The organism is Rhodococcus sp. IEGM 1372 (assembly GCF_030056835.1).
GTDB lineage: Bacteria > Actinomycetota > Actinomycetes > Mycobacteriales > Mycobacteriaceae > Rhodococcoides.
In genome coordinates this window covers 19,151-33,742 of record NZ_JASHKS010000031.1, presented here as the reverse complement: position 1 = coordinate 33,742, position 14,592 = coordinate 19,151, and the positions used below count along the sequence as shown (strand labels likewise).

The following is a 14,592-nucleotide window of genomic DNA, read 5'->3' as shown; positions in this document are numbered from 1 at the left end:
GAGCCAGTTACGGTGTCGTGGTTCCCTTATCCGGCACGCACTGCCGAGGCCACCGCGGCACCGATCGCCGCCATTCCCGCCGCCGTCGGATGCAGGGGTGCCGCAGGATTCTGCGGGACGACCCCCTCGAAGTACCGCTGATCGGCAGCCACGCACACGTCGTGGCCGACACTCAACGGCTCGGTGTCGACGAACTCTGCACCGTGTTCTTCGGCCTGGGTCTGCAGGGCGTCGTTCATGGCGGTGATGCTGCCCTGGATGTAGTCGGCGTCCTCGGGCAGCATGGGTTGAGTGGGGAAGCAGCCGCCGTCCGGCAGATAGGTGCCGTAGCCGACGACCAGAATTCGAGCATCGGGCGCACGCTCGCCCACCGCGTCGAGCATGGCACCCCAGCTGGGGGCCTTGTCTTCGATGGCAGCGGCGACGGTATCCACGCCACCTGCGGTGAGCCGGTCCTTGCAGACGTTGGCGGCGGAGGTGTCCGCGAAGGTGAGGCATTGCACGGCTGTCGAGACCAGCCCGATGTCGTTGCCGCCGATCGTGACGGTCACCAGATCGGTTTCAGGGGTCAACGCGTCGAGTTGCACAGGAACCTCACCGCTGGAGGTTTCCTGCGGAGTGGAGAGGATGTTCTCGGTGACGGCACCCGAGCAGGTGACGTCGACGAACGAGCCGACCGCCAGATCCTCGGCGAGTACGTGCGGGTAGTTGGCATCGGACTGCTGGCATCCCGGTACGCCGACCTGGTTGGGGATTCGCGGGCCCGATGCGGCCGAGTCACCCAACGCGACGTAGTTCACCGAAACCGGGGCCTCCGACGGCTGAGCGGGCGCTTCCGATACCGAAGACTCCGACGAACAGCCCGCCAGTACGCAGGCGGACACAGCAAGACCGACGAGAATTCCCTGGCTCCTCACAGCTTCGACGCTACAGCTGCCGGTAACCTCGACCGGGTTGTCCAGGACAGAGCGTCCATCGCATCGAACAGAGGAATTTTCATGATCACCGCGTTCATCAACCAGATCCTCGGCGGCTTCGGCTCCATTTCCGCTGGCAGCAGCGGCTTCGAGCTGGCACCGGGAACGCTGCCCTTCGGGCTGTAGAGACCTCCGGAACGCCCGCCCGTGCGGGGCCGACGATTGCATCGGTTCCGCGCGGGTACCCCGGGGTCATGACTACCCACAACAACGACTCGAAGAACGACGACACCGCTCCCGACGCCAAGGAAGACGTGACCTCCGATCCGGCCGCGGCGGCGGAAGACAACGATTGGTCGAGCGAAGGCGGAGCAATCGAAACCGGTCCCGCGACCGACGACGAGCGAACCGACAGCAACTAACCGATCAGACGGCGGGGAGCGGCCCGCAACGTGCGGACGTCGCCGTCGGCGACTATATGCTCCACCGTCTCGCCTCGGGTGCGCATCGACTCGCCGACGGTGAAGCTCACGCGAGCGTCACCGAGCCAATCGACGCCGACGACGATTCCCACGGTCCCTTTGGGAATTCCGCTACGCCATCGCACATGTCCCAGGTTGCGGACCGTGATCACGGTCTCGCCGATCTCGAAGTGCCCCACACGCCCCCCCGGCTCGATTCTTACCGACCAGTAGACCTCGAGTGAACGCCCTGTTCAAGCGGTAGATCCGCGCTTACATCGACCGCTGGCCGCCTCGATGCCAGTCGGCACGATCACAATTCGGCACTAGGCCGGGTATGGGCGTTCGATCCCGTCGTGCGGTATTTTTCGATTCCACCATTTGCTGTTGTGGCAAGTTTTCTTGCCAACTGTTGGGCTGTGTCGGACACTCTCCCCATGACTACAGACACCGATCGACACACTCCGGTCGACGCGATCATCGTCGGCGGCGGAGTCGCCGGACTCAGCGCCGCCGTGGCCCTCGGCCGTTCCCGACGATCCGTCGCGATCATCGACGCGGGCGATCCCCGCAACGCTCCGGCAGCGCATTCACACAACTACCTCACCCGCGACGGCGAGTCGCCTCTCGAGCTGGTTCGCCTCGGCCGAGACGAGGCGCTCCACTACGGCGCACGCATCGTCGAGGGTGTCGCGACGTCCGCGAGTCGAACCGAAGCCGGGTTCGAGGTGACTCTCGCCGACGGTTCCGTCGTCCGCGGACGCCGCCTCCTGGTCACCACCGGCCTCACCGATGTACTGCCCGACATCCCCGGCCTCGCCGATCGGTGGGGGCGCGACGTACTGCACTGCCCGTATTGCCATGGCTGGGAGGTACGCGATCGCAGGATCGGCATCATCGGCAGCGCCATGATCGGACATCAGGCACAGATGTGGCGTCAGCTCACCGAGCACGTCACGGTGTTCGCCCACACGGCAACACGATCGGCCACCCAAGAACGCGAGCGACTTGCCGCACGTGGCATCGAGGTCGTCGACGGGGAGATCGCTCGGGTCGATGTCGAGGGCGACGCGATCGTCGGAGTGACGCTCGCGAGCGGCACGCAGATCCCGGTCGACGCATTGGTCGTCGGACCCAACTTCACCTCCCGCGCAGACGTCCTGTTGTCGCTGGGGCTGGCCACGACCGAGATGGTCATGAACGACCATGTTCTCGGCACGTACGTCGAGGCCGACCCCGTCGGTGCCACATCCGTGCCCGGCGTGTGGGTTGCGGGCAACGTGTCTGCACCGATGGACACCGTCGTGGCGGCGTCCGCGGCCGGAGTCAAGGCAGGCGCGGCGATCAACGGTGACCTGATCGAGGAGGAGGTTCGCCTCGCCGTCGAACAGGCGAAGGCCATCGCCTCCTGAATGCCCGGAGACTGGCGCCTGTGCGCTGTCACAACATCTGTTGAGCTTCTCCGGCCTCCGGGTCGTCTTCGGCCCCGTGTGCGCTGCGCAAAGACGTATATTCACCCATGGAGGCGCCGCGAACAGGCACGCGAACGCTACGAGCGAGAAGGAAGTAGGTCCTTCGATGAATACGAAGGTCGCTGCGCCCTTCGCCATGCACACCGTACGAACCGTCGGCCTGGGTGCAGTGGTCGTCGTCGCGGGCACCGTCTTCGTTCTCGGCGACGCCGGAGTGCGGGCCGGTGTGCTGGCCACCGTCGCAGTCGGATCGGTACTGGCCATCAGCGCCGCGATCCGTAGATACCGTCCCGACGACTCTCGATGCTGGTGGGCACTGTTCGGTGCCTCGGTGCTGTTCATGTTCGGGGTCTCGCTCCGCAGCGATCCCACCGCTCTGAACCATTCGTTCCCGCTGCTGCCGGATCTGTTCACCCTGACCGGGTACGCACTCGTCGGGTACGCACTGTCGCGGTGGATTCGAGATCGCCGGTCGATCGACGACATCACTCCGCTCGTCGACGCCGGCCTGATCTTTCTCGGCACCCTGTTCCTGTCGTGGTTGCTGTTCATCTCTCCGGCCCTGGGATCTCCCCGTTCGTCGGCATCGACGGTGTTCAACGGGCTGTATCCGGCGATCGACGCGGCACTGATCACCTTGACCACCTACCTGCTGTTCTCGTCCAAACCCCGTACCCCAGCGCTGCAGTGGGCTCTGATCGCACTCGTCGCGACACTCGTCGGCGACATCTCGTACGCCTTCGCGGCCACCACCGACGACGCGCCGTCCTCGGGATTGCTCGACGGCATCTACCTGTTCGCGTATCTCGCCCTGGCGATGGCCGCCCTGGATCCGTCGATGCGCACCGTCTCCCAGCGGCAGACTCCTGCACCGGCGCACAGCAGCCGCCGCGTCGTGTTCGTGGTGACGCTGCTGGTCGTCTGCGCCACGGTCCCGCTGCTGGGCTCGGCCGTGTCCACCGGAGATCTGATCGTGCGGTCCCTGTTGCTCGCCTCGATCCTGGTGGGGGCCTTCCTGCGCGGCGAACGCGCACTGACCCGAGTGCAGGTCGGCGAGGAGCACGCGAAATACCTTGCCGCTCACGATCTGTTGACCGGCCTACCGAACCGCACGATGCTCGACGAGGAGTTCACCCGGCTCGAGCGCACCGAGACTCCGGGGCGCACGTGCGTCCTGTTCGTCGACCTCGACAACTTCAAGATGGTCAACGACTCGTACGGTCACCGCGTCGGTGACGAACTCATCGTCGCCGCAGCGCGACGCATCCGCGCCGCCGTCGGTGCCGCCGACACCGTGGTCAGGTACGCCGGTGACGAGTTCGTCGTGTTGACCCGCCGCGATCGCGGCGGAGCAGAAGCGTTGGCCCGCCGCATCATCGATCGGACCAACGAGCCGTTCCCTCTGAGCGCCGCAACGGCATACGTCACGGCCTCGGTGGGAATCGCGGACGCGGACCGACTGCACGACGCCATCCGAGAGGCCGACACCGCGATGTATCACGCGAAATCTCTCGGCGCGGCGCGCTACGCGTCCTTCGACGAATCCCTGCGGGCCCGAGCGACATCCGCGATCGAGACCGCCACCGCGCTGCGCGGCGCGATCAGACGCGGCGAGCTCGAGGTGTACTACCAGCCTATCGTCGAGACGACCTCGCGCACCACCGTCGTCTACGAGGCACTCCTGCGCTGGAACTGGCAGGGGCGAGTGCGTACCCCCAACGAGTTCATCCCGATCGCCGAATCCACCAATCTCATCAAGGAAATCGGCGAATGGGTGCTGCGCACCGCGATGTCGGATCTGGTGACACTTCGTTCCAACGGGCAGGACGTCACCATGTCGGTGAACGTGTCCCCGATGCAGTTGCGTGACGATTCGTTGCCGGTGATCGTCGCGCGACTGCTCGACACGTACGGCCTCGACGGAGCAGATCTGGCCCTCGAGATCACCGAGAGCGTGCTGATCGACGACATGGGTACGGCGAAAAGCGTTCTCGACCGACTCGCCGCGATGGGTGTGCTCATCGTTCTCGACGACTTCGGTATCGGCTACTCCTCGTTGAGCAGGCTGCGCGCGATGCCGATCGCACTGCTCAAGATCGACAAGTCGTTCGTCCACCAGATCGGCACTTCGGAATCCGACACGCAGCTGATTCGCGCGATCGTCGCCATGGCGTCGGCGCTGCCGGTGGCCACGGTCGCCGAGGGCGTCGAGACCGAGGAGCAGGCCGCGATCATCGAGGCTCTCGAATGCCGCTTCGCGCAGGGCTTTCTGTTCGGTAGACCGGCACCCGTCGCGCATTGGCTTCTCGAATCTGCCGAGACCCGTGCCGGCAGGTGAGCCGGGTGTTAGCGTCGGGCGGTGTCTGTAATCGGAGTGCACCGCTCGACTGTCCTTGCGTGTGCCCTACTGCTGGTGCCGCTCGCCGCGTGCAGTAGCAGCGAGAGCACCGATCCCGACCCCGCGTCCGAGAACAGCTGTGTTCTCGGTGCCAGCGGCGGCACCCCGGTAGAGGGGACGCCGAGTGCGAGTTCGGGTGACATCTCCACCAATCCCGAAGTGGCGACCGGGTATCGATCCGACATGGCTCCGGTGGAGACGGCCTCGTATTCCGTCTCGACGGCCAACCCGGTCTCCACCGAGGCCGCGTGCGCGGTCCTGCGTGACGGTGGCACCGCGACCGACGCGCTGATCGTGGCGCAGACGGTGCTCGGCCTCGTCGAGCCGCAGTCCTCCGGCATCGGCGGCGGGGCCTTCCTGATGTACTACGACGCGGCCACCGGTGAAGTACAGAGCTACGACGGCCGCGAGACCGCCCCGATGAGTGCGACCGGCGACTACCTGCGGTACATCGACGACGTCGATCGCACTCTGCCGCAACCCGATGCCCGTTCGAGCGGCCGATCGATCGGCGTCCCCGGGGTGCTGCGGATGCTCGAGCAAGCCCACGACGATCACGGCACCAAGCAGTGGGGTGAGCTGTTCGACCCCGCAATCGGTCTCGCCGACAACGGAATCGAGATCAGCCCGCGCATGGCATCGTCCATTGCCGACTCGGCACCGAAGCTCGCCCTCGACCCCGCGTCCAAGGACTACTTCCTGCAGCCGGACGGCACCGGCAAGCCGGCCGGGACGGTGCTGAACAACCCGGCGATGTCGAAGACGCTCTCCGCCATCGCAACCGACGGTGCGGACGCCTTCTACACCGGTGACATCGCGCAGGCCATCGTCGACGCCACCGCGGACACCACCGCCGGCCGTACCCCCGGACAGATCACGCTGGAGGATCTCGCCGCGTACGAACCCAAGACCCGCACGGCCGTCTGCACCGAGTATCGCGACCACGACATCTGCGGTATGCCCGGCCCGTCCTCGGGCGGTATCGCGGTGGCGTCGGCGATGGGAATTTTGTCGAATTTCGATCTCGCGCAGTACGCCCCGACGGGAATGGACGCCAACGGCGGAACCCCGACGGCCGAGGGCGTGCACCTGATCGCCGAGGCCGAGCGCTTGGCCGACGCCGACCGCGACAAGTACGTCGCCGATCCGGACTTCGTACCACTGCCCGGCGGATCCCCCGATGCACTGCTCGATCCCGAATACCTCAGTGAGCGAGCGGGACTGATCGACGAGGGCAGATCCATGGGCACAGCGCAGCCCGGCGACTTCGGCCCGGTGCAGTTCGCCTCGTCCACCGATCCCGAGTTCGGCACCAGCCACATCTCCGTCGTCGACAGCCAGGGCAATGCAGCCTCGATGACGACGACCGTCGAGTCGGCCTTCGGCTCCTTCCACATGGTCGACGGCTTCCTGCTCAACAATCAGCTCACCGACTTCTCGGCATCGCCGGTGGCCGAGGACGGTACGCCGGTGGCCAATCGCGTCGAGCCGGGGAAGCGTCCGCGTAGTTCGATGGCACCGACCCTGGTCTTCGACCGAAACGACGACGGCACGCGCGGAGATCTGGCGCTCGTCGCCGGCTCTCCCGGCGGTTCGGTGATCATCCAGTTCGTCGTCAAAACACTGGTGGGACTGCTCGATTGGGGCATGGATCCGCAGCAGGCGGTGTCGATGGTCGACTTCGGTGCGGCCAACACCCCGTCGACCAACTATGGCGGTGAGCACCCGAACGTGATGGGCGAGAACGATCCGGTGGTCGTGCAGCTCCGCGAGATGGGCCACCAGGTGTCGGTCGCCGACCAGTCCAGCGGACTGAGTGCGCTGCAGCGGACCGACGGCGGTTGGATCGGGGGAGCGGACCCACGCCGCGAGGGTGAGGTACTCGGTGGATAGGTGCGAGCGCGGTCAGCTCACAAACCGGTAGCCCATACCGGTTTCGGTGATCAGATGCACCGGGGAGGCCGGATCTCGTTCGAGCTTCTGCCGCAGTTGGCCGAGATAGATTCGCAGATAATGCGTTTCACGCTCGTGCCCGGGTCCCCACACGGTACGCAGTATGTCCTTCTGCGACACCAGCTTGCCCTCGTTGCGCACCAGTAGTTCGAGAACCCCCCATTCGGTGCGGGTCAGGTGCACGTTCTCGCCCTGCCGTACAACGGTTTTGGCGGCGAGGTCGACGGTGAAGTCCTCGGTGACGACAACGGGGTCGGCGACGGAGTGCGGTCCACGGCGCAGCGCGGCGCGCAATCGGGCCAGCAACTCGTCCATGCCGAAGGGCTTGGTGACGAAGTCGTCGGCACCGGCGTCCAACGCCTCGACCGTATCGGCCGAATCGGTGCGAGCCGAGAGCACCAGGATCGGTACGTCGGTCCAGCCGCGCAGACCGCCGATGACGTCGATTCCATCGATGTCGGGCAGTCCGAGGTCGAGAATCACGATGTCCGGGTGGAAGTTCGCGGCCACCCGCAGCGCCTCGCCGCCACTCGCCGCGCTGACCACCTCGAACCCACGGACATTGAGATTGATCCGCAGTGCCCGCACGATCTGCGGCTCGTCGTCGACGACGAGCACCCGCACCTTCACCTACTCGCCGCCTTCAACTCGACCGTCATCGTCAGCCCGCCGCCGACGGTGTTCGATGCCGTGACGGTACCGCCCATGGCCCGAACGAATCCGCGCACCACCGACAACCCCAGCCCGACGCCCACCGAGTTGTCGCGATCACCGAGGCGTTGGAATGCGTCGAACATCGTCTCTTCGGCTCCCTCGGTGATGCCGGGGCCGTGGTCGGCGACGGAGATACTCGCCCACTCGTCGTGCACCGCCGCACTGACGATGATGTCCCCGGTGGGTGCGTAGCGGGCACTGTTGTGCACCAGGTTCGCCAGCACCCGCTCGAGCAGACCCGGGTCCGCCAGCACTTCGACATCGCCCACGTCCACTCGAACCCGATCGTCGGCTCCGATCAATGCGCCGCCCAACACGTCGTCGACGAAAACGGGTCGCAGAGTCGGCTGAACCACGCCCGCCTGCAGCCGCGAGGAATCGAGCAGATTGCTCACCAGAGCGGTCAGCTGATCGGCTGATTCGTCGATGGTGGCGAGCAATTCGTCGGTGTCCTCGGGCGAGAACTGCACGTCGGTGCTGCGCAGAGACGAGGACGCCGCTTTGACCGCCGACAGTGGCGTCCGCAGATCGTGGCTGACGGCGGAGAGCAATGCTCGACGCAACGCGTCGGCCTCGGCGAGCGCGTTGGCTCGGCTGGCTTCCTCGGCGAGACGCGCCTGCCGGACCATGCCGGCCGCCTGATTGGCCACCGCCGCGAGTACCCGCCGATCGTGCGCGCGGGTACGTTCGCCGACGAGCAGCAACGTGAAGTCGCCCGCGTCGACCTCGGTATCGGCTGCGGCACGATCAACAGGAGCCTGCGCACCGGCGCTGCCCACGATGGATCCGGACTGGTTGTCCCACAGCGCAACGCCTGTCTGCCGATAGGTCTCACGGGCGCGTTCGAGGAGTGCGGTCAGATCCGCTCCGCGGAGTACCGATCCGGCGAACAGCGTCAACAGCTCGGCTTCCTGGGTGGCCCGGCGTGCCTGACGCGTCCGCCGGGCGGCGGCGTCGACGAGGGCGGCGACGGCAACGGCGACGAGGAGCAGCACGACGGTGACGACGAAGTTGTCGGGCTCGGCGATCGTCAGGCTGTACCGGGGTGTGGTGAAGAAGTAGTTGAGCAGGAAGCCCGCGATCAACGCCGAGAGTGCCGCCGGCGCAACCCCTCCCAGCAGCGCGACGCACAGCACCACCATGAAGAACAGGGCGCTCTCACCGCTGGAGTCGAAGTCCGGTCCGACCGTGCTCAGTACGGCCGCGGCCAGGCACGGCACCAGGACGGCAGCGACCCACGCGATGATCCGTCGACGACCCGAATCGACCTGCATGCCCCTGCGGGTTGCCTGCTCGGCGTGGGTGACCATGTGTACGTCGATCTTTCCCGAGTTCTGCACCACCGCCGCGCCGATGCCCTCGTCGAGGATGCGGGCGGCACGTGACCGTCTCGAGGTGCCGATCACCAGCTGCGTCGCATTCACCCCGCGGGCGAAGTCGAGCAGCGTGGTCGGCACGTCGTCGCCGACTACACTGTGCACGCTGGCACCCAGCCCGGCGGCCAGCTTGCGAACCGAACCCATCTGCGGTGCCGAGACACCCATGAGCCCGTCGCCGCGGACGATGTGCAGCACCATCAGCTCGGCACTGGACTTCGAGGCGATGCGACTGGCGCGGCGCAGCAACGTCTCCGATTCCGGGCCACCGGTCACCGCGACCACCACGCGCTCGCGGGCCTCCCACGTGTCGGTGATGCGATTGTCCTTGCGGTACTTCACCAGTGCCGCGTCGACCTGATCGGCGATCCACAGCAGCGCGAGCTCGCGCAGGGCGGTGAGGTTGCCGCCGCGGAAGTAGTTGCTCAGTGCGGCGTCGACCTTCTCGGCGGCGTAGACGTTTCCGTGCCGCAATCTGCTGCGCAGCGCCTCGGGGGTGATGTCGACCAACTCGACCTCGTCAGCGGCTCGAACGACGCTGTCGGGCAAAGTCTCTCGCTGCGGCACTCCGGTGATCTGCTGCACCACGTCGTTGAGCGATTCGAGATGCTGGACGTTGAGGGTGGAGATGACGTCGATGCCTGCGTCGAGCAGCACTTCGACGTCCTGCCACCGCTTGCCGTGCACGCTGCCCGGGGTGTTGGTGTGCGCCAGCTCGTCGACGAGCACCACCTGCGGCTTTCGGGCCAGGACGGCGTCGAGATCGAGTTCCTGCGCCGAGGACCCCCGGTACTCGACGGTCGCCATCGGCAGCACTTCGATGCCGTCGAGCGCGTCGATCGTCCGCGCTCGGCCGTGTGTCTCGACGACCGCCGCCACGACGTCGCAGCCCCGGCTGCGCAGTCGATGCGCCTCGCCGAGCATGGCGAAGGTCTTGCCGACGCCCGGTGCTGCGCCGAGGTAGATCCGCAGCTCACCCCTGTCCGCCACAGCCTGTCTCCTCACCCGGCCGGTATGTGTCCCGTAGTGCCAGGTTCAACTCCGGAACGTTCACCGCTTCGGCACCGAGTACACCGTACTGCGGCCCGTGCGTGTACTCGGCGACCAGAGCCTCGACGTCGCTCACCGACGCCCCGTTGGCCTGAGCCACTCGCGCGATCTGGATGGCCGCGTAGGCGGGGCTGATGTCGGGATCGATCCCCGAACCGGACCCGGTGACGGCATCGGCCGGTACCGCAGCCGGATCGACGTTCTCCCGGGCCGCGATGGCAGCGCGGCGCTGCTCGACGAACGACGCCAGCACCTCGCTCGACGGCCCCTGGTTGGTCGGCAGCGCCGCAGCCGGATCCCCTGGAGCGAACGCGTCGTCGTCTGACACCGAGCCGGTGACGCGGGTGTGGAAGAACGGATCCGGCTCTCCCGGAGCCACCTGCGGATCGACGCCGATCAACGAGCTTCCGACGACGCAGCCCCGGGCGTCGCGCAGCGGCGAACCCTCGGCGGAGTCGGTCCCGATACGGCTGATGCCCCAGACCACGGCCGGGTAGCCGATGCCGAGAACGACCGTCAATGCCAGCAGCACTGCGAAGCCGGCCACGACCTGGCGAAGAAATCCCTGTACGAAGCGCATGATCAGCCAATCCCTGGAATGTGTCGAACGAGGAGGTCGATGAGCCATATGCCGACGAACGGGCTGATGACGCCGCCGACGCCGTACACCAGCAGGTTCCGGCGCAGCAATGCTGCCGCCGACGCCGGGGTGTAGCGAACACCTTTGAGCGCCAACGGGATCAGTGCGACGATCACCAACGCATTGAAGATCACCGCAGACAGGATCGCCGATTCCGGCGTCGCCAGACGCATGATGTTGAGCCCACCGAGCTGCGGATAGACGGTGGAGAACATCGCCGGCAGAATCGCGAAGTACTTCGCCAGATCGTTGGCCAGCGAGAACGTCGTCAGCGCGCCGCGGGTGATGAGGAGCTGCTTGCCGATCTCGACGATCTCGATCAACTTGGTCGGGTCGGAATCGAGGTCGACCATGTTGCCGGCTTCCTTGGCGGCCGAGGTGCCGGTGTTCATCGCGACACCGACGTCGGCCTGGGCGAGAGCCGGGGCGTCGTTGGTCCCGTCGCCTGTCATCGCGACCAGCCTGCCGCCCTCCTGTTCCTGCCGGATCAGCGTGAGCTTGTCCTCGGGCGTCGCCTCGGCGAGGTAATCGTCGACCCCGGCCTCGGCGGCGATGGCCTTGGCGGTGAGCGGGTTGTCGCCGGTCACCATGACCGTCCGAATTCCCATGGCGCGCAGCTGTGCGAACCGCTCGGCGATGCCCGGCTTGACCACGTCGGAGAGCTCCACGACACCGAGAGCACGAGCAGCAGAACCGGTTTCGCGTACCGCCACCACCAGCGGCGTACCGCCGTTCTGGGCGATGTCGTGCACGGTGGCGTCGAGATCCGCCGTGCCGCCGCCCTCACGGATCCAGCTGTAGACCGAATCCGCTGCACCCTTACGGATCTCCATGCCCGGAAGGTCCAGCCCGCTCATCCGAGTCTGCGCCGTGAAGGCCACGAACTCGCCGCGCTCGGATTCGCCTTCTGCCATCGAAGATTCGAAGTCACGCTCGACCAGTTCGACGATGCTGCGACCCTCGGGGGTGCCGTCGGCGAGTGAGGACAGTCGGGCTGCCCGAGCCAGTTCGACGGCGTCGACGCCTGTGGCCGGGTGCAGTCCGGTCGCGCGTCGATTTCCGAACGTGATGGTGCCGGTCTTGTCCATCAGCAACGTGTCGATGTCGCCTGCCGCTTCCACTGCGCGTCCGGACATCGCCAGCACGTTGCGTTGCACCAGGCGGTCCATGCCCGCGATGCCGATCGCCGAGAGCAGCGCGCCGATCGTGGTGGGGATCAGACAGACCAACAGTGCGATCAGCTGGATCGGATCCTGCTGCTGCCCTGCGTAGTTCGACATCGGACCGATGGCGACGACGGCGAAGAGGAACACGATCGTCAGGGACGCGAGCAGGATGTTCAGGGCGATCTCGTTCGGTGTCTTCTGCCGAGCCGCGCCCTCGACGAGTGCGATCATTCGATCGACGAACGTCTCACCCTGCGCTGCAGTGATTTTCACGACGATCTCGTCCGAGAGCACGATGGTGCCGCCGGTCACCGCCGATCGGTCGCCGCCGGACTCGCGCACCACGGGGGCCGATTCTCCGGTGATCGCCGACTCGTCGACGGTGGCGATACCCTCGATGACGTCGCCGTCACCGGGAATGACCTCACCTGCCGAGACGATCACCTCGTCGCCGACGAGCAATTCGGCACCGGCGACCTCTTCCACTCCGGATGCAGTGCGACGTCGGGCAACAGTGTCCTGCTTGACCTTTCGCAGGCTGGCGGCCTGGGCCTTGCCGCGGCCCTCGGCCACGGATTCGGCGAGGTTGGCGAACAGCACCGTGAACCAGAGCCATCCGGTGACGAACCAGGCGAACACCGACGGCTGGGCGATCGAGAGGACGGTGGTGACGATGGAGCCGAGGAAGACGACGAACATGACCGGGTTGCGGGCCAGGTGCCTCGGGTCGAGTTTGCGGAACGCGCCGGGGACGGCCGTTCTCAGTGACAGGTTCATTGCATGGCCTCTGCTATGGGTCCGAGAGCAAGTGCGGGGAAGAACGTGAGGGCAGCGACGAGAATCGCGGTGCCGATCAGCAATGTGCCGAACAGCGGCCCGTCGGTGGGGAGCGTGCCTGCGTTGGGTGCGCTGCGTTTGGTCGTCGCCAGCGATCCGGCCAGGGCCAGCACGAAGACGATCGGCAGGAAGCGGCCGAGCAGCATCGCGACACCGAGGGAGATCTGGAACCAGTCGCTCGTCACCGTCAGTCCACCGAAGGCGCTGCCGTTGTTGTTGGAGGCCGACGCGTAGGCGTAGAGCACCTCGGTGAAGCCGTGGATGCCGGGATTGCCCTGATAGCTGGTCGTCGATTCGAGCATCACGGTGATGGACGTGCCGACGAGCACGAGGATCGGCATCACCAGTACCGACAGTGCGGCCATCGTGATGGCGCGTCGACCCAGCTTCTTGCCGAGGAACTCGGGAGTGCGGCCGACGAGCAGGCCACCGACGAACACGGCGATGACCGCGAGCACGAGCAATCCGTACAGGCCGGTGCCGACGCCGCCGGGCGCGATCTCGCCGAACAGCATGTTCAGCAGTACTGTTCCGCCACCGAGTGCAGACATACTGTCGTGCGCGGAATTGACTGCACCGGTGGATGTTCCGGTGGTGGACACGGCGAACAGCGCCGACGCCGGAATGCCGAAGCGGACTTCCTTGCCTTCCATCATCGCGCCCGCAGCGGTGGCTGCGACGCCCCGGGTTCCGGACTCGGCGAACAGCGTGACCGTCAGCAGCGTGGCCCAGAGCGTCGCCATGACCGCCAGCAGCGTCAGGCCCTGCTTGCGGTTGCCGATCATGGTGCCGAACGTGCGGGTGAGCGCGACCGGGATCAACAGCAGCGAGATGATCTGCACGATGTTGGTCAGCGGGGTCGGGTTCTCGAACGGATGCGCCGAGTTGGCTGCGAGGATGCCGCCGCCGTTGGTGCCGATTTCTTTGATCGCCTCCTGAGAGGCAACGGGCGCAAGCGCATTGGTGACCGTCTGCCCGTCCAGTCCGGTGGAGGTGAATCCGGTCGAGAACGACATGATGGTGCCCTGAGTCAGCATGATCACGGCCACCAGCAGCGCCAGCGGCAACAGAATGCGCAGTGTCCCGCGAGTGAGGTCGACCCAGAAGTTGCCGAGCTCACCGCCGGTGGAGACACGCACGAAGCCACGGATGACGGCGATCGCAACCGCGAGACCGACTGCGGCAGAGACGAAGTTCTGCACCGCGAGACCCAGCGGCTGCGTCAGGTTGGACAGCGTGGTCTCGGGGACGTACGACTGCCAGTTGGTGTTGGTGACGAACGACGCGGCGGTGTTGAACGCCATCGCCGGGCTGACTCCGGACAGGCCCCCGTTCAGCGGCAGCACACCCTGAATTCGCTGCAGTACGAACAGGAACACGACGCCGGCGAACGAGAACCCCAGCAGACTGGTGGAGTAACCCACCCACGTCTGTTCGGAGGCGGAGTTCACCCGAGCCACCCGATAGAGCAGACGTTCGACGCGCGTGTCGTGGGACGAGTCGAACACTCGGGCCATGTAGTCGCCGAGCGGTACGTACGCCGCAGCCAGCACGACGATTACCACCGCGATCTGCAGGCCCGCGACAAGCGCAGGATTCATGGCGGCG

General features: G+C 66.3%; 11 protein-coding genes. 4 read left to right on the top strand and 7 right to left on the bottom strand.

The genetic code is table 11. From position 1 onward, the window contains the following. Positions 1 to 26: 26 nt before the first annotated feature. The gene (locus tag QM590_RS20155; RefSeq protein ID WP_269596144.1) at positions 27 to 917 is read right to left on the bottom strand and encodes an SGNH/GDSL hydrolase family protein; all 891 of its coding nucleotides are present in this window, start codon (positions 915 to 917) and stop codon (positions 27 to 29) included. Between the two features lie 254 nt (positions 918 to 1,171). On the opposite strand from QM590_RS20155, the gene QM590_RS20150 reads away from it, so the two are divergent. Beyond that, entirely contained in the window at positions 1,172 to 1,339 is a 168-nt protein-coding gene (locus tag QM590_RS20150; protein WP_269596145.1) for a hypothetical protein, read from the top strand. Here QM590_RS20150 and QM590_RS20145 read toward each other — a convergent pair. Beyond that, positions 1,336 to 1,578: a hypothetical protein gene (locus tag QM590_RS20145; RefSeq protein WP_269596146.1), complete on the bottom strand. Its 243-nt coding sequence runs from the start codon at positions 1,576 to 1,578 to the stop codon at positions 1,336 to 1,338. The two genes, QM590_RS20150 and QM590_RS20145, sit on opposite strands and share 4 nt — an antisense overlap. A gap of 237 nt (positions 1,579 to 1,815) precedes the next feature. Between QM590_RS20145 and QM590_RS20140 the strand changes: the two genes are divergently transcribed. From QM590_RS20140 to ggt, 3 genes are all read left to right on the top strand, one after another. After that, entirely contained in the window at positions 1,816 to 2,790 is a 975-nt protein-coding gene (locus QM590_RS20140; protein WP_269596147.1) for an NAD(P)/FAD-dependent oxidoreductase, read from the top strand. A 166-nt stretch (positions 2,791 to 2,956) separates the two neighbouring features. Next, the gene (locus tag QM590_RS20135; RefSeq protein ID WP_269596148.1) at positions 2,957 to 5,188 is read left to right on the top strand and encodes a putative bifunctional diguanylate cyclase/phosphodiesterase; all 2,232 of its coding nucleotides are present in this window, start codon (positions 2,957 to 2,959) and stop codon (positions 5,186 to 5,188) included. Between the two features lie 30 nt (positions 5,189 to 5,218). After that, complete coding sequence (ggt, locus tag QM590_RS20130; RefSeq protein WP_411741349.1) at positions 5,219 to 7,141, top strand: gamma-glutamyltransferase; 1,923 nt, start codon at positions 5,219 to 5,221, stop codon at positions 7,139 to 7,141. Positions 7,142 to 7,153: 12 nt separating this feature from the next. Here the strand turns inward: ggt and QM590_RS20125 are convergent, their stop codons facing one another. Genes QM590_RS20125 through kdpA form a run of 5 tightly spaced genes read right to left on the bottom strand, consistent with a single transcriptional unit; the run spans position 7,154 to position 14,585 of the window. Continuing rightward, entirely contained in the window at positions 7,154 to 7,831 is a 678-nt protein-coding gene (locus tag QM590_RS20125) for a response regulator (protein WP_269596150.1), read from the bottom strand. Continuing rightward, positions 7,828 to 10,281, bottom strand: a complete 2,454-nt coding sequence (locus QM590_RS20120) for a DUF4118 domain-containing protein (protein ID WP_269596151.1) — start codon at positions 10,279 to 10,281, stop codon at positions 7,828 to 7,830. The genes QM590_RS20125 and QM590_RS20120 overlap by 4 nt, the downstream gene beginning before the upstream one ends. Continuing rightward, positions 10,265 to 10,921, bottom strand: coding sequence for a potassium-transporting ATPase subunit C (locus tag QM590_RS20115; RefSeq protein WP_149406782.1), 657 nt, complete (start codon positions 10,919 to 10,921; stop codon positions 10,265 to 10,267). Before QM590_RS20115 ends, QM590_RS20120 begins: the two co-directional genes overlap by 17 nt. Before the next feature lie 2 nt (positions 10,922 to 10,923). Then, a complete protein-coding gene (gene kdpB / locus QM590_RS20110) occupies positions 10,924 to 12,924 on the bottom strand; it encodes a potassium-transporting ATPase subunit KdpB (protein WP_269596152.1) in 2,001 nt (666 codons plus the stop codon). Further along, positions 12,921 to 14,585, bottom strand: a complete 1,665-nt coding sequence (gene kdpA / locus QM590_RS20105; RefSeq protein WP_269596153.1) for a potassium-transporting ATPase subunit KdpA — start codon at positions 14,583 to 14,585, stop codon at positions 12,921 to 12,923. Before kdpA ends, kdpB begins: the two co-directional genes overlap by 4 nt. Positions 14,586 to 14,592: the final 7 nt, after the last annotated feature.

Excerpts from the sequence above, each read along its gene's own strand:
- QM590_RS20150 (WP_269596145.1), top strand. The coding sequence starts at position 1,172 with ATGACTACCCACAACAACGACTCGAAGAACGACGACACCGCTCCCGAC.
- QM590_RS20135 (WP_269596148.1), top strand. The coding sequence starts at position 2,957 with ATGAATACGAAGGTCGCTGCGCCCTTCGCCATGCACACCGTACGAACC.
- QM590_RS20115 (WP_149406782.1), bottom strand. The coding sequence starts at position 10,921 with ATGCGCTTCGTACAGGGATTTCTTCGCCAGGTCGTGGCCGGCTTCGCA.
- kdpB (WP_269596152.1), bottom strand. The coding sequence starts at position 12,924 with ATGAACCTGTCACTGAGAACGGCCGTCCCCGGCGCGTTCCGCAAACTC.
- QM590_RS20140 (WP_269596147.1), top strand. The coding sequence starts at position 1,816 with ATGACTACAGACACCGATCGACACACTCCGGTCGACGCGATCATCGTC.
- kdpA (WP_269596153.1), bottom strand. The coding sequence starts at position 14,585 with ATGAATCCTGCGCTTGTCGCGGGCCTGCAGATCGCGGTGGTAATCGTC.